Origin of the sequence: Pseudomonas alkylphenolica, assembly GCF_004025535.1 — a bacterium.
Taxonomy (GTDB): Bacteria; Pseudomonadota; Gammaproteobacteria; order Pseudomonadales; family Pseudomonadaceae; genus Aquipseudomonas; species Aquipseudomonas alkylphenolica_A.
This window is the reverse complement of the sequence record NZ_QJRG01000033.1, coordinates 319,360-341,771: the sequence shown is the minus strand read 5'-3', so window position 1 is coordinate 341,771 and position 22,412 is coordinate 319,360. Positions and strand designations below refer to the sequence as shown.

The window sequence follows — 22,412 nt, the reverse complement described above, 5'->3', positions numbered from 1 at the left end:
GGCGACACCAGGGATGGAGACTGGCCTAGTATGCCCGCCGCAGGCGGCAAAAAAAACGCCTCAAGGCAACTGCGTTGAGGCGTTGGTCCGGAAAACCGGTCGTTGCGGCCGGTTTACGGGCTTCAGGCGTCGATCAGAATCGAGGTGCCGGTCATTTCTGCCGGCTTTTCCAGGCCCAGCAGTTTCAGCATGGTCGGCGCCACGTCAGCCAGCACACCGCCTTCACGGACCTGCACGTTGCGCTTGCCGACATAGATGAACGGCACCGGCTCGGTGGTGTGCGCGGTATGCGCCTGGCCGGTGCAGGCGTCTTCCATCTGCTCGACGTTGCCGTGGTCGGCGGTGATCAGGGCTTCGCCACCGACCTTGTCCAGCGCCTCGACGATGCGCCCGACACACAGGTCCAGTGCCTCGACGGCCTTGACCGCCGCTTCGAAGACGCCGCTGTGGCCGACCATGTCGCCGTTGGCATAGTTGACCACGATTACGTCGTAGCGCTGCTGCTCAATGGCTTCGACAATGCGGTCGGTGACTTCCGGGGCGCTCATCTCCGGCTGCAGGTCGTAGGTGGCGACCTTTGGCGACGGGATCAGGATGCGCTCTTCGCCTTCGAACGGCTCTTCGCGGCCACCGGAGAAGAAGAAGGTGACGTGGGCGTATTTCTCGGTTTCGGCAATGCGCAGCTGGGTCTTGCCGTTTTTCGCCAGGTATTCGCCCAGGACGTTGTCCAGGCTGCCCGGTGCGAACGCGGCCGGGGCCGGGATTTTCGCCGAGTACTGGGTCAGGCCGATATAAGCGGCCAGTTTTGGCAGGCGGGCGCGAGGGAATTCATTGAAGTCGGCTTCGACGAATACCCGCGACAGTTCGCGGGCACGGTCAGCGCGGAAGTTCATGAAAATCACCGCGTCGCCGTCTTCCACCCTGACGGCATCACCGATACGCGTGGCTTTGACGAACTCGTCGCTCTCGCCGCGTGCGTAGGCAGCTTCGAGGCCGGCCTGGGCGTTGTCGGCGGTGTACTCGGCCGTGCTGTCGACGATCAGGTTGTAGGCCGTCGATACACGATCCCAGCGGTTGTCGCGGTCCATGGCGAAGTAGCGACCGATCAGGCTGGCGATGCGGCCCTTGCCCAGTTTGGCGAAGGTAGCGTCGAGCAGTTCGATGGACGATTGCGCGCTTTTCGGCGGCGTGTCGCGGCCGTCGAGGAAGGCGTGCAGGTAGATCTTCTCGGCGCCACGCTGGGCGGCCAGTTCGACCATGGCAACCAGGTGGTCCTGGTGGCTGTGCACGCCGCCATCGGACAGCAGGCCGAGGATATGCACGGCCTTGCCGGCACCGGCCGCCTTGTCTACTGCGCCGCAGAGCACGGGGTTCTCGAAGAACTCGCCATCCTTGATGGCCTTGGTGACCCGGGTGAAGTCCTGGTACACCACGCGGCCAGCGCCGAGGTTCATGTGGCCAACCTCGGAGTTGCCCATCTGTCCGTCAGGCAAGCCGACGTCCATGCCGGAGCCGGAGATCAAGCCGTGCGGCTGGGTAGCGCGCAGGCGATCGTAAACCGGCGTGTTGGCCGAGTAGATGGCGTTGTATTCGTGGCTTTCGCTGTGACCAAAGCCATCCAGGATGATCAGGACCAAAGGTTTTGGCGTGCTCGTCATCAATCCCACTCTCGGTTGTTCAGATGATAAAGGCACGCATTTTAGGGCAAGTTGGCCATGAAAGACGAATTTACCTCACCTGGCAGCGTGCGCCGTCCGACGGGCTGCACGGGGTAAAGGAGAATTGCTGGCAACAAGCCGGTCGGGCGGGCTTTGGCCGACCTTGGGGGCTGTGTATACTGGCCAACATTTTTAATGGCCTGGAAACACCCTCCGATGGTTGCTCACCTGATTGAATTCGCAACAAATCACTATCTGCTGGTTGGTATCTTCGTCGTTCTGCTGGTGCTGCTGATCATCACCGAAGCACGCAAAGGCGGACGTAGCCTGAGCACCGGTGAACTGACTGCACTGGTTAACAGCGAGAAAGGCCTGGTGATCGACATTCGTTCGGCCAAGGACTACGCGGCGGGTCATATCGTTGGCGCCCTGAACATTCCGCAGGACAAGTTCGCCGCGCGTATCGGCGAGCTGGAAAAACACAAGGCCGGCAAAACCCTGATCGTCGTTGACGCCATGGGCCAGCACGCTGGCACCACCGCTCGCGAACTGCTCAAGGCCGGCTTCAACGCGGCCAAGCTGTCTGGCGGCGTGTCGAGCTGGAAAGCCGACAACCTGCCGTTGGTGAAGTGATATGAGCGACGTCATCGTCTATTCCAGCGACTACTGCCCCTACTGCTCGCGGGCCAAGCACCTGCTGCAGAGCAAAGGTGTGGCGTTCGAAGAGATCAAGGTCGATGGCAAACCGCAGGTGCGCGCCGAAATGAGCCAGAAGGCCGGCCGTACTTCGGTGCCGCAGATCTGGATCGGTAACACCCACGTCGGCGGTTGCGACGACCTGTATGCCCTTGAGCGCGCCGGTAAACTCGACGGCCTGCTCAAGGCTTGAATCAGAACCCCTATTAAAGACCCTGGAAAGAAGGATCTGTCATGACTGACCAACTGAACAACGGCGCAGCTGCAGAAGACGATGGCGCACCTCAGTTCTCGATGCAGCGCATCTATGTTCGCGACCTGTCGTTCGAAGCACCGAAAAGCCCGGCGATCTTCCGTCAGCAGTGGGAGCCGAGCGTTGCCCTGGACCTGAACACCAAGCAGAAAGGCCTGGAAGGCGATTTCCACGAAGTCGTCCTGACCCTGTCGGTAACCGTGAAAAACGGTGACGAGGTGGCATTCATTGCTGAAGTCCAGCAAGCCGGTATCTTCCTGATCAAGAATCTGGATGCGGCATCAATGAGCCACACCCTGGGTGCGTTCTGCCCTAACATCCTGTTCCCGTACGCCCGTGAAGCGCTGGACAGCCTGGTGACCCGTGGTTCGTTCCCGGCGCTGATGCTCTCGCCAGTCAACTTCGACGCCCTGTACGCGCAGGAAATGCAGCGCATGCAGGAAGCCGGCGAAGCGCCTTCGCTGCAATAACTGTTGCGATGTGCCGAAAAAGCGCCCTGAGGGGCGCTTTTTTCTTGGCTCAGGCAAAGCCCTGCTGGCGCCAGGCCTCGTAGACCGTCACCGCGACGGTATTGGACAGGTTCAGGCTGCGGCAACCCTCGCGCATCGGCAGGCGCAGGCGCTGCTCGGTCGGCAGGCTGTCCAGTACCTCGGCGGGTAGCCCACGGCTTTCCGGACCAAACAGGAAGGCGTCGCCGGGCTGGAAGGCGGTTTCGTGGTAGGGGTGCGAGGCCTTGGTGGTGAAGGCAAACAGGCGTGGCTGGCCGAGGCTTTCCAGGCAGCTGGCAAGGTCCGCGTGGCGCTTGAGGGTGGCATACTCATGGTAGTCGAGCCCGGCGCGGCGCAGGCGCTTGTCGTCCAGCTCGAAGCCGATGGGCTCGATCAGGTGCAAGGCACAGCCACTGTTGGCGCAGAGCCTGATTATGTTGCCGGTATTCGGCGGAATCTCTGGTTGGAAGAGGATGACGTGAAACATGCACGGCTCCGAATATAAAGATGGCGAGCATTCTACTCCTGAACCGGACCCGCGTTCGAAAGCATGGCCGCGTGTGCTGTTTTCTTTGGCACTGTTCGGCATGTTGGTGGGCTTGATGATCGGCCGACTGACCACGCCTGAACCGCGGGAGCTGGAGCAGGTGCAGGTAGTGGAGGGCGGTCTGGACCTTTGGTTCAATGAGGCGCCCAAGCTGCACGGGGAAACGGTCGAGGGGACGGTAGCATTGCTGTTCGAGGCTGAAGGCAAGGCCGCGCGCGGTCAGTTGCAGTTGCAGGGCAAACCTGTGAGCTGGCGGGTGCAGAAGAGCGATGGCGGGTTGCTGGTCACCCTGGTGGCGGCCCGTCCCCTGCACGGCGAGTGGGCCGGTGCAGAGGACGATGGGCGCTGGCGTGTGCAGGTGAGACTGCACGAATAAAAGAGGGGAATCCCCGGCCTGCCTGTACCAAGGCCCCCAAAACTGGAAGTACTGATACTAATGCAGGGTGTGTGCCAGTTTTGTTGCAGCCTGAAAAACAAAGGGTTTTGCTGTCTAGCACGGGTTTTTGACGGAGGTCTGTGCTTTGCGGTGGTGCGTCCGGCACAGGTTCGGTGCATGTCGCGGCGGAACTGCGGAATGTGCACCAGGCCATAGGTGATGTGTTGCCTTTACTGGCCTCTTCGCTGGCAAGCCCGCTCCCACAAGGGTTTTCGAATCCCTGCCGAACCTGTGGGAGCGGGCTTGCCCGCGAAGAGGCCGGTGCTTCTGCAGTGGCTCAGGCCTCGTCGTCGCCTTCGTCATCGGCGCCATCGACCTTCATGCCCAGTTCCTTGATCTTGCGGGTCAGGGTATTGCGTCCCCAACCGAGCAATACCGCAGCATCGCGACGGCGGCCGGCGGTGTGCTTGAGGGCTGTTTCGATCATGATGCGCTCGAAACTCGGCACGGCACTGTCGAGCAAGCTTGATTGACCGCGGGCCAATGCCTGGTCAGCCCATTGGCGCAGAGCCTGTTCCCAGTTGGTCACCGGTGCGGCGTCCTGGGGCAGGTTGAGCAGTTCGGGCGGCAGGTCACCGACATGCACTTCACGACCCGAAGCCATCACGGTGATCCAGCGGCAGGTGTTTTCCAGCTGGCGGACGTTGCCGGGCCACGGCAGGTTGCGCATGTATTCTTCGGTCTCGGCCTTGAGCAGCTTGGGCTCTACGGCAAGTTCCTGGGCCGCGCGGCCGAGGAAGTGGCGGGCCAGGGTCGGAATGTCTTCACGACGGTCGGCCAGGCGCGGGATGTGGATGCGGATCACGTTCAGGCGATGGAACAAGTCCTCGCGGAACTTGCCGGCCTGCACCAGGGTTTCCAGGTTCTGGTGGGTGGCGGCGATGATGCGCACGTCGACCTTGACCGGCACATGCCCGCCCACCCGATAGAACTCGCCGTCGGCCAGCACGCGCAGCAGGCGGGTCTGGGTGTCGGCTGGCATGTCACCGATCTCATCGAGAAACAGCGTACCGCCATCGGCTTGCTCGAAACGCCCCCGGCGCAAGTTGGCCGCACCGGTGAACGCACCTTTTTCGTGGCCGAACAGCTCGGACTCCATCAGGTCCTTGGGGATCGCCGCCATGTTCAGGGCAATAAATGGTGAGGCGGCGCGCGGGCTATGGCGGTGCAAGGCGTGAGCGACCAGCTCTTTGCCGGTGCCCGACTCGCCGTTGATCAGCACGGTGATATTGGAGTGGCTCAAACGGCCGATGGCGCGGAACACCTCCTGCATCGCCGGGGCTTCGCCAATGATTTCCGGAGTGCGAGTCAGGGTCGGAGCGACGTCCAGACCTTGCTGTTCCTGTGCATGCTGATTGGCGCGCTTGACCAGCGATACCGCTTCATCGACATCGAAGGGTTTGGGCAGGTACTCGAATGCGCCGCCTTGGTAGGACGCCACCGCACTGTCGAGGTCGGAGTGCGCAGTCATGATGATCACCGGCAGGCGCGGATGCTGGTCGCGGATCTGCGCGAGCAGGTCCAGGCCACTGGCCCCGGGCATGCGGATGTCGGAAATGATCACGTCGGGCTGCTGGCGGGCCAGGCGGCTCATGACGCCGTCGGCGCTGTCGAAGCTCTGCGTGGTCATGCCTTCTTGTTGCAGGGCTTTTTCCAGTACCCAGCGGATGGAGCGATCATCATCGACGATCCAGACGGTTTCACTACGGCTCATGAGGCGGAGGCTCCTTGTTCCAGCGGCAGAAAGATCGAGAACGTGGTGTGGCCAGGATGGCTGTCACACTCGATCAGGCCCTGGTGCTGGCTGATGATGTTCTGGGTAATGGCCAGGCCGAGCCCGGTACCGTCCGGGCGGCCGCTGACCATGGGGTAGAAGATGGTTTCCTGCAGCTCGGCCGGGATGCCCGGGCCGTTGTCGATGATTTCGACCTTGGCCACCAGGCGATGGCGAGTGTGGCCGATGGTGAACTGGCGCATGGCCCGGGTGCGCAGGCTGATGCGCCCCAGGCGCAATTCGTTCTGGCCGCTGATGGCCTGCATGGCGTTGCGCACGATGTTGAGCACCGCCTGAATCATCTGCTCACGGTCGATCAGCACGTCCGGCAGGCTGGGGTCGTAGTCACGCACCAGGGTAATGCCGCCCTGGCTTTCTGCCTCGACCAGGCTGCAGACCCTTTCCAGTACTTCGTGGATGTTGGTCATTGCCAGTGATGGCAGCTTGTTCGAGCCGAGCATACGGTCGACCAGGTTGCGCAGGCGGTCGGCCTCTTCAATGATCACATTGGTGTAATCCTTGAGGCTTTCCTCGGGCAGCTCCCGGGACAGCAGCTGTGCAGCGCCGCGAATGCCGCCAAGCGGATTCTTGATTTCGTGAGCCAGGCCGCGCACCAGCAACTTGGTGGTTTCCTGCTTGGACAGCTGGGCCTCTTCCTTGGTGATGCGCAACAGCCGGTCGCGCGGATGCACTTCCAGCAGCAGCAAGGTGCGCCCGCTACTGAGGATTGGTGTCACGGCATAGTCGACAGTCTGAGTCTGCCCGGTCAACGAGGTCAGCTGCGCTTCGCGCTTGGTAAAGGGATGAGCGTGCTCTACGGCCTGGCGCAAAGAGTTGAGCGCTTCGGGGGACTCCGTAAACAGCTCGCTGATGAATTGCCCATGGCTGCGCTGGCCGCTGATGGCCAGGAGCATTTCAGCGGCCGGGTTCATGTACTCAAGGCGCAGTTCGGCATTGAGCAGGATGGTGGCCGTGGTCAGGTTGTCCAGTAGCAGTCGGTGCAGGGCATCGCTGATGGTCATGGGGCGTCGGTGACCTCTTTTGGCTCATGACGACCCCGGTGGTGCCAGGGTCGCGGGCGCTGGTTGTCTGCTGGTAACAAGAAAATGCAAAAAACAAACCAAGGCTCCGAAAAGAAGCGGATTTGCCGGATAAAGACCTGTAATTGCGCTAAATATGGCTGTAAAGCCCTGAAGTTGCCGTGAGCTTGAACCAAAATGGGCTGTTTTGCTCAAGTGCACGCTGTTGCGTGCACCAATATAGAGCATAGAGGATTGCTCAGTGGCTGGCGCACAAATGGGCGGTGGCGCGGATAAGGGCCAGATTGCGTTGCGGGTCGGTTGCGCGCTGGGCGATGGCCTGCGCCAGCGCAGAATTGCAGCGGGCAGGCGGATTACGGTCGAATTCGGCCAGCTCGCTGAGCAGGTTGCTCTGCAGGCGGTCCAGTTGCGGGCGTAGTTGCGTGGCCAGGTCGATGCGCCTTGTCGTCGGGGCGCTGCCGGCTGCGTGCCAGCGCGACAGGGCGCTGTACTGGAGCAGTTTATTGGCCTCGATCTGATCGCTTAAGAACAGGCCGGCCCGTTGGCTGTCGACGCCAAAGCGCAGGGCCTGGGTCTGGGCATTGGCAATGACCTGTTGCTCACGCTCGGTGGCCTGCACCGGCTGGCCTGAATCCCATTTGTTCAGGGCAACCGCTTCGGCGATGTCCAGGCGTTGTTCAACGCTGGCGAGCAAGCGCTGCAAAGCCGTGTCCGGCGGGGGTGTGGTTGCGCAGCCCTGGATCAGCAAGAGCGAGGCAAGCAGCGGGGTAAGCGGTGAGTGCATGACGGGAGTCCTAGCGGGAAAACCTCAGTGTGCGGTGTTCTGGCTGTCTTACCTGTCAGCTGAGGCCTATAACGTCGTCAGAAAAAGAAAAGGCCTCCCGAGGGAGGCCTTTCGTTACGCCGCTTGCGCAAGCGCTACTGGATTAGCAGCTGTAGTACAGCTCGTATTCCAGTGGGTGTACGAAGGTGCGAACCTTGATTTCTTCTTCGCTCTTCAGCTCGATGAAGGCATCGATGAAGTCGTCGGAGAACACGCCGCCCTTGGTCAGGAAGGCACGGCCTTTGTCCAGCTCTTCCAGAGCTTCTTTCAGGCTGCCGCAAACTTGTGGGATGTCTTTCGCCTCTTCAGGCGGCAGGTCGTACAGGTTTTTGTCAGCGGCATCGCCAGGGTGGATCTTGTTCTGGATACCGTCCAGGCCGGCCATCAGCAGTGCTGCGAAGGCCAGGTACGGGTTGGCGGCCGGATCCGGGAAGCGTGCTTCGATACGGCGGGCTTTCGGGCTCGACACGTAAGGAATGCGGATCGAAGCGGAACGGTTACGGGCCGAGTAAGCCAGCATGACTGGCGCTTCGAAGCCTGGTACCAGACGCTTGTAGGAGTTGGTCGAAGGGTTGGTGAAACCGTTCAGGGCCTTACCGTGCTTGATGATACCGCCGATGAAGTACAGGGCAGTGTCGGACAGGCCGGCATAGCCTTCGCCTGCGAAGGTGTTCTTGCCTTCTTTCCAGATGGACATGTGAACGTGCATGCCCGAACCGTTGTCGCCGTACAGCGGCTTCGGCATGAAGGTAGCGGTGCGGCCGTAGGCATCGGCAACGTTGTGCACGACGTACTTCAGCGCCATTACTTCGTCAGCTTTCTTCACCAGGGTGTTGAACTTGACGCCGATTTCGTTCTGGCCGGCAGTCGCCACTTCGTGGTGGTGAACTTCGACGGTCTGACCCATTTCTTCCAGTGCGTTGCACATGGCAGTACGGATTTCGTGGTCGTGGTCGAACGGCGGAACCGGGAAGTAGCCACCCTTCACGCCTGGACGGTGGCCTTTGTTGCCGCCTTCGACGTCCTGGTCCGACATCCACGAGCCTTGCTCGGAGTAGATCTTGAACATCGAGCCGGAAATGTCCGACTTGAACTTCACTTCGTCGAAGATGAAGAACTCAGGCTCCGGACCGGCGAACACGGTGTCACCGATGCCGGTGCTCTTGAGGTACTCTTCGGCACGCTTGGCGATCGCGCGCGGGTCGCGGTCGTAACCCTGCATGCTCGAAGGGTCGACGATGTCGCAGGTCAGAATCAGGGTCGGCTCTTCGGTGAACGGATCGAGAACGGCGGTATCGTCAACCGGCATCAGGATCATGTCGGAGGCTTCGATGCCTTTCCAGCCAGCGATGGAGGAACCGTCGAACATTTTGCCGACTTCGAAGAAGTCGTCTTCCAGCGCATCGCGGGCCGGCATGGTCACGTGGTGCTGGGTGCCTTTGGTGTCCGTGAAGCGCAGATCAATCCATTTAACGTCATGATCTTTGATGAGTTGAACCGACTTCGACATAGTGTCCTCCGGGTGGGGTAGAGCTTGCCTTTGCAGCCCTTTAATTTGGGTGATGCCGGGCGCGAATAGTCGGCCAAGGCAACCTGCCTCACAAGGGAGCAAATTGCATGCCAGTGCCCCGGTTTGGAGTTTTTGCCCGATTCCTGAGCGTTGCGAGGGTGTTTAACCAAAATGAAGGTGGTTTTATGCACCCTTAAGTGGCGCATTTGTAGTGCGGCGCCCTATTTTGGTGCGGCACAAACCTTCTGTAGATTAATTGGTTAAACCTTGAGCAATTTCCGCTATAATCCGCGCCCCACTTTTTTAGTCGGCATCGCGCGCGCTGTTTTCAATGAAACTAATCGTAAAAGTCTTCCCAGAGATCACCATCAAGAGCCGCCCGGTTCGCAAACGCTTCATCCGTCAACTGGGCCGCAACATCCGTACCGTGCTCAAGGACCTCGATCCTGCGCTCGCGGTTGACGGTGTCTGGGACAACCTCGAGGTGGTCACCCGCGTCGAGGACGAGAAAGTACTGCGCGAGATGATCGAGCGCCTGACCTGCATGCCGGGCATCGCCCATTTCCTGCAGGTCGACGAGTATCCGCTGGGCGATTTTGACGACATCGTCGCCAAGTGCAAGACCCACTTCGGCCACCTGCTGCCCGGCAAGCGCTTTGCCGTGCGCTGCAAGCGTGGCGGTCACCACAGCTTCACCTCGATGGACGTCGACCGTTATGTCGGCAGCCAGTTGCGCCAGCAGTGCGGCGCCGCCGGTATCGACCTGCGCACCCCTGAAGTCGAGGTGCGCATCGAGGTGCGCGACAAGCTCCTGTACGTGATCCACAACCAGCACAAGGGCATCGGCGGTTACCCGCTGGGCACGCTGGAGCAGACCCTGGTACTGATGTCCGGTGGTTTCGACTCCACCGTGGCGGCCTACCAGATGATGCGCCGCGGCCTGATGACCCACTTCTGCTTCTTCAACCTCGGCGGCCGCGCCCACGAGCTGGGGGTGATGGAAGTTGCCCACTTCCTGTGGAAGAAATACGGCAGCAGCCAGCGCGTGCTGTTCGTCAGCGTGCCGTTCGAAGAAGTGATCGGCGAGATTCTCGGCAAGGTCGACAACAGCTACATGGGCGTGACCCTCAAGCGCATGATGCTGCGGGCGGCGACCAACATTGCCGACCGTCTGGAAATCGATGCCCTGGTCACCGGTGAAGCCATCTCCCAGGTGTCGAGCCAGACCCTGCCCAACCTGGCAGTGATCGACTCGGCCACCGAGAAACTGGTGCTGCGTCCGCTGCTGGCCAGCCACAAGCAGGACATCATCGACCAGGCCAACCAGATCGGTACCGCCGAGTTCGCCAAGCACATGCCGGAATACTGCGGCGTGATTTCGGTGAACCCGACCACCTGTGCCAAGCGTCATCGCGTCGACCATGAAGAGAAGCAGTTCGACATGGCCGTGCTCGAGCGTGCGCTGGAGCGCGCGCGCCTGGTGTCCATCGACAATGTGATCGATGAACTCGGCCAGGATATTCAGATCGAAGAAGTCAGCCAGGCGCTGGCCGGGCAGGTGGTCATTGACATTCGCCACCCTGATGCCCAGGAAGACCAGCCTCTGGAACTGGACGGTATCGAGGTCAAGGCCTTGCCGTTCTACGCCCTGAACAGTCGCTTCAAGGAGCTGGATGCCACGCGCCAGTACCTGCTGTATTGCGACAAGGGTGTGATGAGTCGCCTGCATGCCCATCATTTGCTCAGTGAGGGACATGCCAATGTGCGCGTTTATCGTCCGACATAAAACGCCGGGGCTATATGGCGGGAGCATCCGCCATCGCCCTCCCGACCTGCGGGCCCGTTGAGCGCCATTCATTCATATTCGCCGCCTAGACTGGGCGGCAACCCGAATCCTCTGATCGAGATACACACGTGATCGAAAATCTGCGTAACATCGCCATCATCGCCCACGTTGACCATGGTAAAACCACCCTGGTCGACAAACTCCTGCGTCAGTCCGGCACTCTGGAGCGTAACGAGCTCAACGACGAGCGCGTCATGGACTCCAACGACCAGGAAAAAGAGCGCGGTATTACCATTCTGGCGAAAAACACCGCCATCAACTGGAACGGCTACCACATCAACATCGTCGACACCCCCGGCCACGCCGACTTCGGTGGCGAGGTTGAGCGTGTAATGTCGATGGTCGACTCCGTGCTGCTGCTGGTCGACGCCCAGGACGGCCCTATGCCGCAAACCCGTTTCGTGACCAAGAAGGCGTTCGAAGCCGGCCTGCGTCCGATCGTCGTGATCAACAAGGTTGACCGTCCGGGCGCGCGTCCTGACTGGGTTCTGGACCAGATCTTCGACCTGTTCGACAACCTCGGTGCCACCGAAGAACAGCTGGACTTCAAAGTCGTCTACGCCTCGGCCCTGAACGGCATTGCCGGTCTGGACCACACCGAAATGGCCGAAGACATGACCCCGCTGTACCAGTCGATCGTCGACAACGTTCCAGCGCCTGCTGTTGACCGTGACGGCCCGTTCCAGATGCAGATCTCTGCCCTGGACTACAACAGCTTCCTCGGTGTTATCGGCGTTGGCCGCATCGCCCGTGGTCGCGTCAAGCCGAACACCCCGGTTGTTGCCATCGACGTCGACGGCAAGAAGCGCAACGGCCGTATCCTGAAGCTGATGGGTCACCACGGTCTGCACCGCGTTGACGTTGAAGAAGCCCAGGCTGGCGACATCGTCTGCATCAGCGGTTTCGACGAGCTGTTCATCTCCGACACCCTGTGCTCCCCGGACGCAGTCGAAGCAATGAAGCCGCTGACCGTTGACGAGCCAACCGTTTCGATGACCTTCCAGGTCAACGACTCGCCGTTCTGCGGTAAAGAAGGCAAGTTCGTCACCAGCCGTAACATCAAAGAGCGTCTGGACAAAGAGCTGCTGTACAACGTTGCACTGCGCGTTGAAGAAGGCGACTCGGCTGACAAGTTCAAGGTCTCTGGCCGTGGTGAACTGCACCTGTCGGTACTGATCGAAACCATGCGTCGCGAAGGCTTCGAAATGGGTGTTGGTCGTCCGGAAGTAATCATCCGTGAAGTCGACGGCGTGAAGAACGAGCCGTTCGAAAACGTCACCATCGACATCCCTGAAGATTCGCAGGGCAAGGTCATGGAAGAAATGGGTCTGCGTAAAGGCGACCTGACCAACATGGTTCCGGATGGCAAGGGCCGTGTGCGCCTTGAGTACAACATCCCGGCCCGTGGTCTGATCGGTTTCCGTAACCAGTTCCTGACCCTGACCAACGGTGCAGGCATCCTGACCTCGATCTTCGATCGTTACGCTCCGATGAAGTCCGGCCACATGTCCGGTCGTCAGAACGGCGTACTGGTTTCGGTTGAAACCGGCAAGGCACTGACCTACTCGCTGGAAACCCTGCAGGCTCGCGGCAAGCTGTTCGTAGAACACGGCCAGGAGATCTACAACGGTCAGATCGTTGGTCTGAACAGCCGTGACAACGACCTCGGCGTCAACCCTACCAAGGGCAAGAAGCTCGACAACATGCGTGCTTCGGGTAAAGACGAAACCATCGCCCTGGTTCCACCTGTTCGCTTCACCCTGGAACAGGCTCTGGAATTCATCCAGGACGACGAGCTGTGCGAAGTAACGCCTAAGTCGATCCGTCTGCGTAAGAAGATCCTGGACGAAGGCGAGCGTACCCGCGCTGCCAAGAAAGCCAAAGCCAACTAAGCCTGGCTGAATAAAAAACGCCCCCGGTCGAAAGGCCGGGGGCTTTTTTTTGGGGCCGCCAAAAACAGTTTGCGTCAGAAAGGGCCCGAACTGTTGACGGGTTCTTCGTTAGTCGCCTGCAGCCTATTGTCGCCAGCAAATTCGGGGACTAGCTTGACCGGCTTTCCCAAGGAAGCTGGATCATGAAGCGAATAACAGGATGGCTAATCCCATGTTTTTTGACGAGTCTGCACGTCAATGCCAGTGAGTCGTGCTCAGCGGTTCGGGCACAGGAGGTAGTGGGTTGCTACGTGAAGGCGGCTCAGCAGGAACCGCTCGATCATGTATTGCGAGCCCAGAAATCCGATGCGGGTTATGAGTGGCGCCACTATCGCATGAGCTCACAAACCTGGCAGCCCGCCCCGGTGGTCAAACCCACACGCTGGCGGCATAGCGTCGAAATGCACATTCCGCCCGGCGCCCTGCCGGAAAAAGCCCTGCTGGTGGTCAACAATGGCGTGCGCTTCGGGCCCCAACAGTCGCCTGACTATTCTCGCGAGGTCTTGCGAGAAATTTCCCTGGTGACGCGTACGGTTGTGGTGATGATCACCGATGTACCCAACCAGTCCCTGTCTTTCAGTGATCTGGACGTGCCGGTGAAAGAGGATGAGGCCGTCGCCCATACCTGGGCCCATTGGATGCGCGATGAAGCGGCCCCTGCCGAGTTGCCCCTGCATGTACCGATGGCCGTGGCAGCGAGTCGGGCAATGGATCTGGCAACGCAAGAGCTATCTGATTTGCGGATTGAGCGCTTTATCGTCACCGGTGCCTCCAAGCGAGGTTGGAGTGCCTGGCTCACGGCGCTGTCGGACGACCGGGTTGTGGCCATCGTGCCAGCGGTCATCGATGTGGCCGATACGTCGTCAATGCTGAGCGGACTGCGTAAACGCTACGGTGGAGAATGGCCGCTCGCCCTGTGGCGCTACCAGGCTGCCGGGGTATTGCCGCAACTGGGTACGCCAGCCTTCGACAGGCTGATGCAGCTGATGGACCCCATGCAGTACCTGCAGGAACCCGGGCGACGTCTGGAAATTCCCAAATACCTGGTGTCCGCCAGCGGAGATGATTTTTTTTCGCCCGACCCTGTCACGAATTACCTGGCGCGGCTGCCAGGACAGACGAGCCTGAGGGTGTTGCCCAATTCGGATCATTACGGCGTGCGCGCCCATGTCGCCACCACCCTGGTGCCTCTGGTTCAACGTATCCAGGCAGATCGTGAATTGCCAGCCCTGCAGATTGCCGCTGCGGGTGAAGGAGGGCTGGTTGAGGTTCGCGCTTCTGAACGTCCCGTGGCTGTTCGGCTATGGACGGCCGCCAATCCCGACGACCGGGACTTTCGTTATGCCTGCGGTGTTCGCTTCAGCTCTCAAACACTGCAGGTGGCCAACCAGGCTTTCAGCCTGAGTCTGCCCAGTGTTCCTGGAGGCTGGCAGGCCTGGTTTGTAGAGGCGCGGTTTGCCGATGGTTTTGTCGCCACCAGCCCGGTCAGCGTATTGCCCGAGACCTTCCCTGCACACCCGCCGAAGGCGATCGGCGAAGCCTGCAAGACCTTTCCAGGCTGAGAGGCTTACCTGACGGATTTTGGCATGTAGGCACAATAGCCCGGGCGCGGCCCGATCCGCGGATGGTTGCGGCAAGTGTCCGGGCGCTTGTCATAAATGGTGCACAGGCGGCTTTTACGATCCAGATAGAGGCAATCGTCGTTGCTCATCTGCGCCAGAGTGAAGATGCCGGACTTCTGGTTGAAGCGCTGGATGATCCCGTCTTTTTGCAAGCGCTTGGCAATGTTCTTCGGCGGCTCGCCCACTTCGAACTCGTCCACCACGCCCATGCGGATGAGGTCTTTGATTTTCACCTCCGTGGGCAAGGTGCAGCAGGTCGATTTGCAGCCCCCGCACATGTGGCTTTGGTACTTCTGCCAGGTCTCCAGGCGGTCGACTTCGGCGGCGGCAATCAGGGTCGGTTTCATCAGGCTCGTTTCAGATGTTTTTTACTGGGCGCGCGATCATACCGGAGTTGATCAAAATGTGAACAACCATTTGCCCGCCGGTGCAGCAACGGGTACTGCTTTTGCAGGCAGTATTCACAGAAAGCTGCAGAACCTGCGCTTTCGCTCTGTGTCGAACCGTCTAGGCTGAGAAGTCTCCATCCGCTTTCGTCAACTTGCCCGAGGACGTCACATGTCTCAGGAACCGCTCGCACGTGACGCAGAGGTGGCTGCCTTTCGCACCGCTGTGCTGGAAAAACTGACCTACGCCGTCGGCAAGGACCCCGAGCATGCCTTTGAACATGACTGGTTCGAGGCCATCGCCCTGGCGGCCCGTGATCACATGGTTGATCACTGGATGGACCACACCCGGCAGATCTACCGCAGCAGCCAGAAGCGCGTGTACTACTTGTCCCTCGAGTTCCTCATCGGTCGCTTGCTGTACGACAGCTTGAGCAATCTGGGCCTGCTGGATATCGCCCGGGAGGCGCTGAGTGGCCTGGATGTCGATCTTGAGCGCATCCGCCTGCTGGAGCCCGATGCGGCCTTGGGTAATGGTGGTCTGGGTCGGCTGGCTGCCTGTTTCATGGAGAGCATGTCGACCCTGGGGATTGCTGCCCACGGTTATGGCATCCGCTATGAGCACGGCCTGTTTCGCCAGGCGCTGGTGGATGGCTGGCAGCAAGAGCAAACCGAGAACTGGCTGGATTTCGGCAACCCGTGGGAGTTCGAGCGCGCCGAGGTGATCTATCCGATCAGCTTCGGCGGCAGCGTTGAAACAGTGCATGACAGCAACGGCGAGCCGCGCCAGGTCTGGTGGCCGGCCGAGACCGTCAGGGCGGTAGCCTACGACACGCCGGTGGTTGGCTGGCGGGGTGCCAGCGTCAATACCTTGCGTCTGTGGCGTGCGCGGGCACTGGAAGAGCTGCACCTGGAGCGTTTCAACGCCGGTGACCACCTCGGCGCCGTGGCGGAAGTGGCGCGCGCCGAAAGCATTTCGCGGGTGCTGTACCCGGCCGACAGCACCGAAGCGGGCCAGGAGCTGCGCCTGCGGCAGGAATACTTCTTTGTCTGCGCCTCGTTGCAGGACTTGCTGCGCCGACACCTGAACATGCACGACAGCCTGCTCAACCTGCCGGAGCAGGCAGCCATCCAGCTCAACGATACCCACCCCTCGATTGCCGTGGCCGAGCTCATGCGCCTGCTGGTCGACCAGCATGAAGTGCCTTGGGACACCGCCTGGCAACTGACGGTCGGCACGCTGGCCTACACCAACCACACCCTGTTGCCCGAGGCGCTGGAAACCTGGCCGGTCAGCCTGATGGAGCGCATGCTGCCGCGGCACATGCAGATTATCTACCTGATCAATGCCTTTCACATCGACGACCTGCGCGCCAAGGGCATCCACGATTTCGATGTGCTGCGTGCGGTGTCGTTGATCGAGGAAGACAACGGCCGGCGGGTGCGCATGGGCAACCTGGCGTTTCTCGGCTCGCACAGTGTCAACGGCGTGTCGGCGTTGCACAGCAAGCTGATGCGCAGCACGGTGTTTGCCGAGCTGCACAAGCTGTACCCCGAGCGAATCAACAACAAGACCAATGGCATCACCTTCCGGCGCTGGCTGTACCAGGCCAACCCCCAGTTGACGGCCATGCTGGTCGAGGCGCTGGGTGAGGATGTGCTGGATAACCCCGAAGGCCGCTTGCGAGACCTTGATCCCTTTGCCGACAAGGCCTCGTTTCGCAAGCAGTTTGCCGAGCAACGGCTGCACAGCAAGCGGGCGCTGGCCAGCCTGATCCAGGAGCGCCTGGGGATTACGGTGAACCCGCAGGCGATGTTCGACGTGCAGGTAAAGCGCATCCACGAATACAAACGGCAGTTGCTCAACCTGTTGCACACCGTGGCTTTGTATCAGGCCATTCGTGCCGAGCCGGGGGCTGGCTGGGCGCCGCGGGTGAAAATCTTTGCCGGCAAGGCTGCTGCCAGTTATCACCAGGCCAAGCTGATCATCAAGCTGTCCAATGACATTGCCAGAGTGGTGAACAACGACCCGACCGTGCGCGGGCTGCTCAAAGTGGTATTCCTGCCCAACTACAACGTGAGCCTGGCCGAGAGCATCATTCCGGCGGCTGACCTGTCCGAACAGATTTCCACTGCAGGTTACGAGGCATCCGGTACCAGCAATATGAAATTCGGCCTCAACGGCGCCCTCACCATCGGCACCCTGGACGGTGCCAACGTGGAGATGTGCGAGCAGGTGGGCGCCGAGAACATGTTCATCTTCGGATTGACCGCCCAGCAGGTGGAGGCGCGCAAACGCAGCGGCGACTTTGGCGCCAATGCCGCGATCGGCGCCTCCTACCGGCTCAATGACGTACTTCAGGCCATTCGCAGCGGGGTGTTCTCGCACGATGATCCGGCCCGTTATGTGGGCTTGGTGGATGGTCTGGTGGCGCATGACCGCTTTCTGGTCTGCGCCGACTTCGACGCCTACTGGGAAGCGCAGATGCGGGTCGAAGCGCTCTGGAGCGACCCGCAGAAATGGTGGCGCATCGCCGTGCTCAACACCGCGCGCATGGGCTGGTTCTCCTCGGACCGGACCATTCGCGAGTACGCCACGCAAATCTGGAAAGCCCTCGACTAAGCTGTGCATAACGGCCCGGGAGCGATGAACTCTCGGGCCAAACAGCCGTCTGATCGGGCAAGCGCGTCGGATAGCTCGCTAGCGCCGCACTCTCCCTGTAAACTGCGGGGGTTTTTATTACCCCCATCCTTCGGAGCCTTACATGTCCCGCGTTACCCTGAGTCGCTATTTGATTGAGCAGACCCGCAGCAACAGTACTCCTGCCGATCTGCGCTTCCTGATCGAAGTGGTGGCGCGTGCGTGCAAGGAGATCAGCCACAACGTTTCCAAGGGCGCCCTGGGCGGTGTTCTGGGTAGCATGGGCACCGAAAACGTGCAGGGCGAAGTCCAGAAGAAACTGGACGTGATCTCCAACGACATCCTGCTCGAGGCCAACGAGTGGGGCGGTCACCTGGCCGGCATGGCGTCCGAAGAAATGGACAATGCCTACCAGATCCCGGGCAAATACCCGAAAGGTGCCTACCTGCTGGTGTTCGACCCGCTGGACGGTTCGTCGAACATCGACGTCAACGTGTCGGTCGGTACCATTTTCTCGGTACTGCGTTGCCCTAACGAGTACCTGAGCCAGAACGAAAGCCTCAACGAGCAGGCGTTCCTGCAGCCGGGTACCAAGCAGGTTGCCGCCGGTTACGCGATCTATGGTCCGCAGACCATGCTGATCCTGACCCTGGGCAACGGCGTCAAAGGCTTCACCCTGGACCGTGAGCTGGGCAGCTTCGTACTGACCCACGAGAACATCCAGGTGCCGGAAACCACCGCTGAATTCGCCATCAACATGTCCAACCAGCGTCACTGGGAAGCCCCGGTTACCCGCTATGTGGGCGAGCTGCTGGCCGGTGAGACCGGTCCGCTGAAAAAGAACTACAACATGCGCTGGATCGCCTCTATGGTTGCCGACGTGCACCGCATCCTGACCCGTGGCGGCCTGTTCATGTACCCGCGTGACGCGCGTGAACCGTCCAAGCCGGGCAAGCTGCGTCTGATGTACGAAGCCAACCCGATGTCGTTCATCATCGAACAGGCTGGCGGTGCTTCCACCGACGGCAACCAGCGCATTCTCGACATCCAGCCAGACAGCCTGCACCAGCGTGTAGCGGTGTTCCTTGGCTCCAAGCAGGAAGTCGAGCGCGTTACCGGTTATCACCAGGAGTAAATCATGCTCGCACCTTGGCAGCCGTTACTGGAGTGGTGGTTCGGATGGGGCGCCAGTCCCCAGGACGTCGCTGACGAGAAGAGCACGCTGTGGTTCGGCAAGCACCATGACGTCGAGGCGCATGAGCGTTTCGGCGACCTGGTCGAGCAGGCCCTGGCCGGTGGTCTTGACGAGTGGCTGCAAAGCCCGCAAGGCTGGCTGGGCCTGGTACTGCTGCTGGACCAGCTGCCGCGAATGATCCACCGCGACACGCCGCGCGCCTTCGATGGCGACCGGCGTGCCCAGGTGCTGGTGATGCAGGGGCTGGACAAGGCCTGGGACTATCAGCTGTTGCCGATCCAGCGGGTGTTCATCCTGCTGGTGCTGGAACACGCCGAGGTTCTTGACTGGCAGAATGTCAGTGTCGAGCGCTATCAGCTGTTGCTGGACGCTCAACCGGACTCGGACCGACGCCTGTTTGAAGGCTTTCTCGACTATGCCGAGCAGCATCAGCGGGTGATAGCCCGCTTTGGCCGCTTTCCGCATCGTAATCTGGTGCTCAATCGCCCCAGTACCGATGAAGAGATGGATTTTCTGTTGGAGCCCGGTTCCAGGTTCTGAGCGGGCCGTGTAGGAGCGGATAAATCCGCTCCTGCAGGTCAGATCCTGAAACTGCCTACCAACTGCTTCAACCGGCTGGCCTGATTCTCCAGGTCATTGCAGGCACGCAAAGTCGCTTGCAGGTTTTCCACACCTTCCTGATTCAACGTATTGATCTCGGTGATGTCGACATTGATCGACTCGACCACCGCGGTCTGTTCTTCCGTGGCGGTGGCGACCGACTGGTTCATGCCGTCGATCTCGCCGATGCGCTGGGTTACGCTGCTCAGGCGCTCACCGGCCTGGTTGGCGATGCCGACACTGTGCTGGCTGTGGCTCTGGCTTTCGGTCATGGTCGAAACGGCCACCTGGGCGCCGGCTTGCAGCTCTTCGATGATCCGTTGAACCTGTTGCGCCGAGTCCTGGGTACGGTGGGCCAGGTTGCGCACCTCATCGGCGACCACCGCGAACCCGCGTCCGGCTTCGCCTGCCCGGGCGGCTTCAATGGCGGCGTTGAGCGCCAGCAGGTTGGTCTGTTGCGAGATGCCGCTGATCACTTCGAGGATCTGGCCAATGTTCACCGTGTTGGCATTGAGGGTCTCGATGTTGTCGCACGAATCACTGATCTTGCTCGACAGCTGGTTCATCACCTCAATGGTCTGCTCAACCACCTGCTGACCTTCCGCAGCCAGGTTGCGGGCATCGCTTGAATGCTGCGAGGCGAGGGCGGCGTTCTGGGCAATTTCCTGGGCGGCCGCGCCCAGCTCGTTGATGGCCGCGGCAACACTGCTGGTACGGCTCGACTGCTGGTCGGCGTTGTGAATCGAGGCATTGGATGCGCTGACCACCCGCAGGGCGACTTCGTTGACCTGGCCCGTGGCAGAGGCTACTTCGCGGATCGATTCGTGGATGCGCTCGACAAAACGGTTGAAGGAAAGACCGAGGCTGCCGAACTCGTCCTGGGCGTGAATGCGCAGGCGGCGGGTGAGGTCGCCTTCACCTTCGGCAATATCGTGCATGGCCCGACCCATGACGTGCAGCGGCTCCATGAGCACGCGGATCAGCAGGCCCAGCAGGACGATGATGATCAGCACGGCAATCACCGTGGCCACCAGCGCCGAGGAGCGCAGCTCGCTGAGCATGGTGAAGGCATAGTCCTGGTCAAGTACCAGGGCCACATACCAGTCGGCAGACGGTACGCCGTTGACCTTGGTGAAGGTGATGAATTTTTGCTCACCGCCTTGCTCGGCTTCTTTCAGGCCGCTACCGATGGTGGGGGTGTGCTGCGGGTAGGCCTCGCTGAGGTTTTTCAGTACCAGCCTGGCGTCGGGGTGCACGAGGATCTTGCCGTCGCCGTTGACAATGAAGGCCTGGCCGTGACCATTGAAGTTCAGTGCGTTGATGATCGCGCTGATGCTGTCCAGGTCGGTGTCGGCACCGTTGACGCCGATCAGCCGGCCTTGTTGCAGCACCGGGGTCGCCAGAGTAATCACCAGCTTGTTGGCAGAGGCCGAAATGTAGGGCTCGGTGACGATGGTCTGGCCGGCACTGCTGGCCGCCTTGTACCAGCCGCGTACCCGCGGGTCGTAGTCGGCGGGGCGGCTGCCCAGCGGTACGGACTGCATGTAGCCGTCCTGGCCGCCGAAGTAGGTCAGCAGAAAGTTGCTGCCATACACCGGCAGATTGAGGCTGCGGGTCAGGCTGTCTTTGCTGGTGCCGTCGATGGCCACTTGCTGGGACAGCGACTGCAGGATCTGCATGCGGCTTTGCAGCCAGGTCTGGATGTTGCTGCTGGTCAGGTTGCCGAGCTCCTGCATGGACGACTCGGTGTTGCTGCGCAGGGTCTGGCGCTGGCGGTAATCGTTGAACAAGACAAAGCAGGTGAAGGCAACAGCAACCACCAGGGCGGCGGCGAGCAGAATTTTATGGCTGAACTTGAGGTTTTTTGTCATCGCGGGGATCTGTTTGCACACGGCAGGTCTACGGGAGGGGCGCGGCAATACGTCGCAGCGCGACTCTGTGTCGTCCGCCAACGGGAAAAGATTAATCGACGAGCGCACTAAGCGACCGAAGGCATGCAAATGGCCGCAGGAAAGCCATAAGGCTGGGGAACCGACAGCGCTTTTTCCCTTCTAAGCTGTCTGTAGGCCATCGCGCCTGCACCCTCATGTCCAGGAGTGACCTTTCATGTCGTTGCGTTCCCTCGCCCTGCTGTCCTTGTGCGTGTTTCTGACTGCGTGCAACAAGATCAATCAGGAAAACTATTCACAGCTCAAGGCCGGTATGGCCAAGGCCGAGGTTGAGAAGCTGCTCGGTACCCCCAAGGAATGCTCCGGCGCACTGGGCATGTCCAGTTGCACCTGGGGTGACGACAAGAGCTTTATCAGCGTGCAGTACGCCGCCGACAAGGTGCTGATGTACTCGGGGCAGGGACTCAAATGAAAGCGTTACACCTGCTGCTCGTTCTGTGTGCCGGCCTGATCCTGGGTGGCTGCGCCAATACGGGTGCAGGCCCGATACCGCCGAAAACCGCCGCCAGCGTCGACCTCAAGCGCTACCAGGGCAAGTGGTTCGAACTGGCGCGCCTGCCGATGTTCTTCCAGCGCGATTGCGCCCAGTCCGAGGCCCATTACAACCTCAAGCCTGATGGCACGGTCGGTGTCCTCAACCGTTGCCAGACCCTTGAGGGTGAGTGGCAGGAAGCCAGTGGCACGGCCACGCCGCAAGTGCCGGGCAAAACCGACAAGCTCTGGGTAGTGTTCGACAACTGGTTCTCGAAAGTGCTGCCAGGCGTCGCCAAGGGCGAGTACTGGGTGCTTTACGTGAGTGACGACTACCAGACCGCGCTGGTCGGCAATCCGGACCGCAAGTACCTGTGGATATTGTCGCGCAAGGCCACCGTTCCGGCCTGGCAGCGTGAAACCCTGCTGGCCAAGGCACGTCAGCAAGGCTACGACACGAATCGCCTGATCTGGCGGGTAGCCGACAGGGACATTGCTGCGCACACGCCGTGAGGTGATCGCAAAGATGATGCGGCGGTGTAGCAG

Annotated in this window: 20 protein-coding genes and 1 pseudogene; 12 read left to right on the top strand and 9 right to left on the bottom strand. The window is 60.6% G+C overall.

What is annotated here, in order from left to right; all coding sequences use genetic code 11:
* Positions 1–122 precede the first annotated feature (122 nt).
* Entirely contained in the window at positions 123–1,658 is a 1,536-nt protein-coding gene (gpmI, locus tag DM813_RS01625; RefSeq protein WP_128321703.1) for a 2,3-bisphosphoglycerate-independent phosphoglycerate mutase, read from the bottom strand.
* A 216-nt stretch (positions 1,659–1,874) separates the two neighbouring features.
* Between gpmI and DM813_RS01620 the strand changes: the two genes are divergently transcribed.
* From DM813_RS01620 to secB, 3 genes are read left to right on the top strand one after another with little or no spacing between them, the layout of a single operon-like run.
* Positions 1,875–2,291 carry a rhodanese-like domain-containing protein gene (locus DM813_RS01620; RefSeq protein WP_128321702.1) on the top strand — a complete coding sequence of 139 codons (417 nt, stop codon included), beginning with the start codon at positions 1,875–1,877 and terminating at the stop codon, positions 2,289–2,291.
* 1 nt (position 2,292) lies between these two features.
* Positions 2,293–2,547 carry a glutaredoxin 3 gene (gene grxC, locus DM813_RS01615; protein ID WP_128321701.1) on the top strand — a complete coding sequence of 85 codons (255 nt, stop codon included), beginning with the start codon at positions 2,293–2,295 and terminating at the stop codon, positions 2,545–2,547.
* Between the two features lie 41 nt (positions 2,548–2,588).
* A complete protein-coding gene (gene secB / locus DM813_RS01610) occupies positions 2,589–3,077 on the top strand; it encodes a protein-export chaperone SecB (RefSeq protein WP_128321700.1) in 489 nt (162 codons plus the stop codon).
* Positions 3,078–3,126: 49 nt separating this feature from the next.
* Here the strand turns inward: secB and DM813_RS01605 are convergent, their stop codons facing one another.
* On the bottom strand, positions 3,127–3,582 hold the full coding sequence (locus DM813_RS01605; RefSeq protein WP_128321699.1) for a tRNA (cytidine(34)-2'-O)-methyltransferase: 456 nt from the start codon (positions 3,580–3,582) through the stop codon (positions 3,127–3,129).
* On the opposite strand from DM813_RS01605, the gene DM813_RS01600 reads away from it, so the two are divergent.
* Positions 3,581–4,018 carry a hypothetical protein gene (locus DM813_RS01600; RefSeq protein ID WP_128321698.1) on the top strand — a complete coding sequence of 146 codons (438 nt, stop codon included), beginning with the start codon at positions 3,581–3,583 and terminating at the stop codon, positions 4,016–4,018. The genes DM813_RS01605 and DM813_RS01600 overlap by 2 nt on opposite strands.
* A gap of 337 nt (positions 4,019–4,355) precedes the next feature.
* Here DM813_RS01600 and ntrC read toward each other — a convergent pair whose 3' ends face one another.
* The 4 genes from ntrC to glnA all read right to left on the bottom strand — a co-directional run bounded on the left by ntrC (position 4,356) and on the right by glnA (position 9,225).
* Positions 4,356–5,792 carry a nitrogen regulation protein NR(I) gene (gene ntrC / locus DM813_RS01595; RefSeq protein ID WP_128321697.1) on the bottom strand — a complete coding sequence of 479 codons (1,437 nt, stop codon included), beginning with the start codon at positions 5,790–5,792 and terminating at the stop codon, positions 4,356–4,358.
* On the bottom strand, positions 5,789–6,874 hold the full coding sequence (gene glnL / locus DM813_RS01590; protein WP_128321696.1) for a nitrogen regulation protein NR(II): 1,086 nt from the start codon (positions 6,872–6,874) through the stop codon (positions 5,789–5,791). The genes ntrC and glnL overlap by 4 nt, the downstream gene beginning before the upstream one ends.
* Before the next feature lie 256 nt (positions 6,875–7,130).
* Positions 7,131–7,676: a chorismate mutase gene (locus DM813_RS01585; protein ID WP_128321695.1), complete on the bottom strand. Its 546-nt coding sequence runs from the start codon at positions 7,674–7,676 to the stop codon at positions 7,131–7,133.
* A gap of 142 nt (positions 7,677–7,818) precedes the next feature.
* The gene (glnA, locus tag DM813_RS01580; RefSeq protein ID WP_128321694.1) at positions 7,819–9,225 is read right to left on the bottom strand and encodes a type I glutamate--ammonia ligase; all 1,407 of its coding nucleotides are present in this window, start codon (positions 9,223–9,225) and stop codon (positions 7,819–7,821) included.
* 331 nt (positions 9,226–9,556) lie between these two features.
* Here glnA and thiI point away from each other — a divergent pair, with 331 nt between their 5' ends.
* The 3 genes from thiI (at position 9,557) to DM813_RS01565 (ending at position 14,564) form a co-directional block, all read left to right on the top strand.
* Positions 9,557–11,011, top strand: coding sequence for a tRNA uracil 4-sulfurtransferase ThiI (thiI, locus tag DM813_RS01575; RefSeq protein ID WP_128321693.1), 1,455 nt, complete (start codon positions 9,557–9,559; stop codon positions 11,009–11,011).
* Between the two features lie 128 nt (positions 11,012–11,139).
* On the top strand, positions 11,140–12,963 hold the full coding sequence (gene typA / locus DM813_RS01570; RefSeq protein ID WP_128321692.1) for a translational GTPase TypA: 1,824 nt from the start codon (positions 11,140–11,142) through the stop codon (positions 12,961–12,963).
* A 182-nt stretch (positions 12,964–13,145) separates the two neighbouring features.
* Positions 13,146–14,564, top strand: a complete 1,419-nt coding sequence (locus DM813_RS01565; RefSeq protein ID WP_128321691.1) for a PhoPQ-activated protein PqaA family protein — start codon at positions 13,146–13,148, stop codon at positions 14,562–14,564.
* Between the two features lie 5 nt (positions 14,565–14,569).
* On the opposite strand, the gene DM813_RS01560 is transcribed toward DM813_RS01565, so the two are convergent.
* A complete protein-coding gene (locus DM813_RS01560) occupies positions 14,570–14,971 on the bottom strand; it encodes a YkgJ family cysteine cluster protein (protein ID WP_128321690.1) in 402 nt (133 codons plus the stop codon).
* Positions 14,972–15,182: 211 nt separating this feature from the next.
* On the opposite strand from DM813_RS01560, the gene DM813_RS01555 reads away from it, so the two are divergent.
* From DM813_RS01555 to DM813_RS01545, 3 genes are all read left to right on the top strand, one after another.
* Positions 15,183–17,633 (top strand): glycogen/starch/alpha-glucan phosphorylase, encoded by a 2,451-nt coding sequence (locus tag DM813_RS01555; RefSeq protein ID WP_128321689.1) that lies wholly within the window; start codon positions 15,183–15,185, stop codon positions 17,631–17,633.
* A 142-nt stretch (positions 17,634–17,775) separates the two neighbouring features.
* Positions 17,776–18,786 carry a class 1 fructose-bisphosphatase gene (locus DM813_RS01550; protein ID WP_128321688.1) on the top strand — a complete coding sequence of 337 codons (1,011 nt, stop codon included), beginning with the start codon at positions 17,776–17,778 and terminating at the stop codon, positions 18,784–18,786.
* 3 nt (positions 18,787–18,789) lie between these two features.
* Positions 18,790–19,386, top strand: coding sequence for a DUF924 family protein (locus tag DM813_RS01545; RefSeq protein WP_128321687.1), 597 nt, complete (start codon positions 18,790–18,792; stop codon positions 19,384–19,386).
* Positions 19,387–19,424: 38 nt separating this feature from the next.
* Here the strand turns inward: DM813_RS01545 and DM813_RS28880 are convergent, their stop codons facing one another.
* Together DM813_RS28880 and DM813_RS28875 are read right to left on the bottom strand one after the other, a co-directional pair.
* Positions 19,425–20,213 carry a methyl-accepting chemotaxis protein gene (locus DM813_RS28880; protein ID WP_431311907.1) on the bottom strand — a complete coding sequence of 263 codons (789 nt, stop codon included), beginning with the start codon at positions 20,211–20,213 and terminating at the stop codon, positions 19,425–19,427.
* Positions 20,214–20,279: 66 nt separating this feature from the next.
* A pseudogene (locus tag DM813_RS28875) lies at positions 20,280–21,317 on the bottom strand (HAMP domain-containing protein); the annotation flags it as partial.
* Between the two features lie 235 nt (positions 21,318–21,552).
* Here DM813_RS28875 and bamE point away from each other — a divergent pair.
* Positions 21,553–21,807, top strand: a complete 255-nt coding sequence (gene bamE / locus DM813_RS01535; RefSeq protein WP_128321685.1) for an outer membrane protein assembly factor BamE domain-containing protein — start codon at positions 21,553–21,555, stop codon at positions 21,805–21,807.
* Entirely contained in the window at positions 21,804–22,379 is a 576-nt protein-coding gene (locus tag DM813_RS01530; protein WP_128321684.1) for a lipocalin family protein, read from the top strand. Before bamE ends, DM813_RS01530 begins: the two co-directional genes overlap by 4 nt.
* Positions 22,380–22,412 lie beyond the last annotated feature (33 nt).

Bases quoted from the DNA above. Each gene is read 5' to 3' on its own strand.
- DM813_RS01565 (WP_128321691.1), top strand. From the start codon at position 13,146: ATGAAGCGAATAACAGGATGGCTAATCCCATGTTTTTTGACGAGTCTG.
- bamE (WP_128321685.1), top strand. From the start codon at position 21,553: ATGTCGTTGCGTTCCCTCGCCCTGCTGTCCTTGTGCGTGTTTCTGACT.
- DM813_RS01605 (WP_128321699.1), bottom strand. From the start codon at position 3,582: ATGTTTCACGTCATCCTCTTCCAACCAGAGATTCCGCCGAATACCGGC.
- DM813_RS01530 (WP_128321684.1), top strand. From the start codon at position 21,804: ATGAAAGCGTTACACCTGCTGCTCGTTCTGTGTGCCGGCCTGATCCTG.
- DM813_RS01555 (WP_128321689.1), top strand. From the start codon at position 15,183: ATGTCTCAGGAACCGCTCGCACGTGACGCAGAGGTGGCTGCCTTTCGC.
- thiI (WP_128321693.1), top strand. From the start codon at position 9,557: ATGAAACTAATCGTAAAAGTCTTCCCAGAGATCACCATCAAGAGCCGC.
- DM813_RS01560 (WP_128321690.1), bottom strand. From the start codon at position 14,971: ATGAAACCGACCCTGATTGCCGCCGCCGAAGTCGACCGCCTGGAGACC.
- ntrC (WP_128321697.1), bottom strand. From the start codon at position 5,792: ATGAGCCGTAGTGAAACCGTCTGGATCGTCGATGATGATCGCTCCATC.
- grxC (WP_128321701.1), top strand. From the start codon at position 2,293: ATGAGCGACGTCATCGTCTATTCCAGCGACTACTGCCCCTACTGCTCG.
- DM813_RS01620 (WP_128321702.1), top strand. From the start codon at position 1,875: ATGGTTGCTCACCTGATTGAATTCGCAACAAATCACTATCTGCTGGTT.
- DM813_RS01550 (WP_128321688.1), top strand. From the start codon at position 17,776: ATGTCCCGCGTTACCCTGAGTCGCTATTTGATTGAGCAGACCCGCAGC.
- glnA (WP_128321694.1), bottom strand. From the start codon at position 9,225: ATGTCGAAGTCGGTTCAACTCATCAAAGATCATGACGTTAAATGGATT.
- gpmI (WP_128321703.1), bottom strand. From the start codon at position 1,658: ATGACGAGCACGCCAAAACCTTTGGTCCTGATCATCCTGGATGGCTTT.
- DM813_RS01585 (WP_128321695.1), bottom strand. From the start codon at position 7,676: ATGCACTCACCGCTTACCCCGCTGCTTGCCTCGCTCTTGCTGATCCAG.
- secB (WP_128321700.1), top strand. From the start codon at position 2,589: ATGACTGACCAACTGAACAACGGCGCAGCTGCAGAAGACGATGGCGCA.
- DM813_RS01600 (WP_128321698.1), top strand. From the start codon at position 3,581: ATGCACGGCTCCGAATATAAAGATGGCGAGCATTCTACTCCTGAACCG.
- DM813_RS01545 (WP_128321687.1), top strand. From the start codon at position 18,790: ATGCTCGCACCTTGGCAGCCGTTACTGGAGTGGTGGTTCGGATGGGGC.
- glnL (WP_128321696.1), bottom strand. From the start codon at position 6,874: ATGACCATCAGCGATGCCCTGCACCGACTGCTACTGGACAACCTGACC.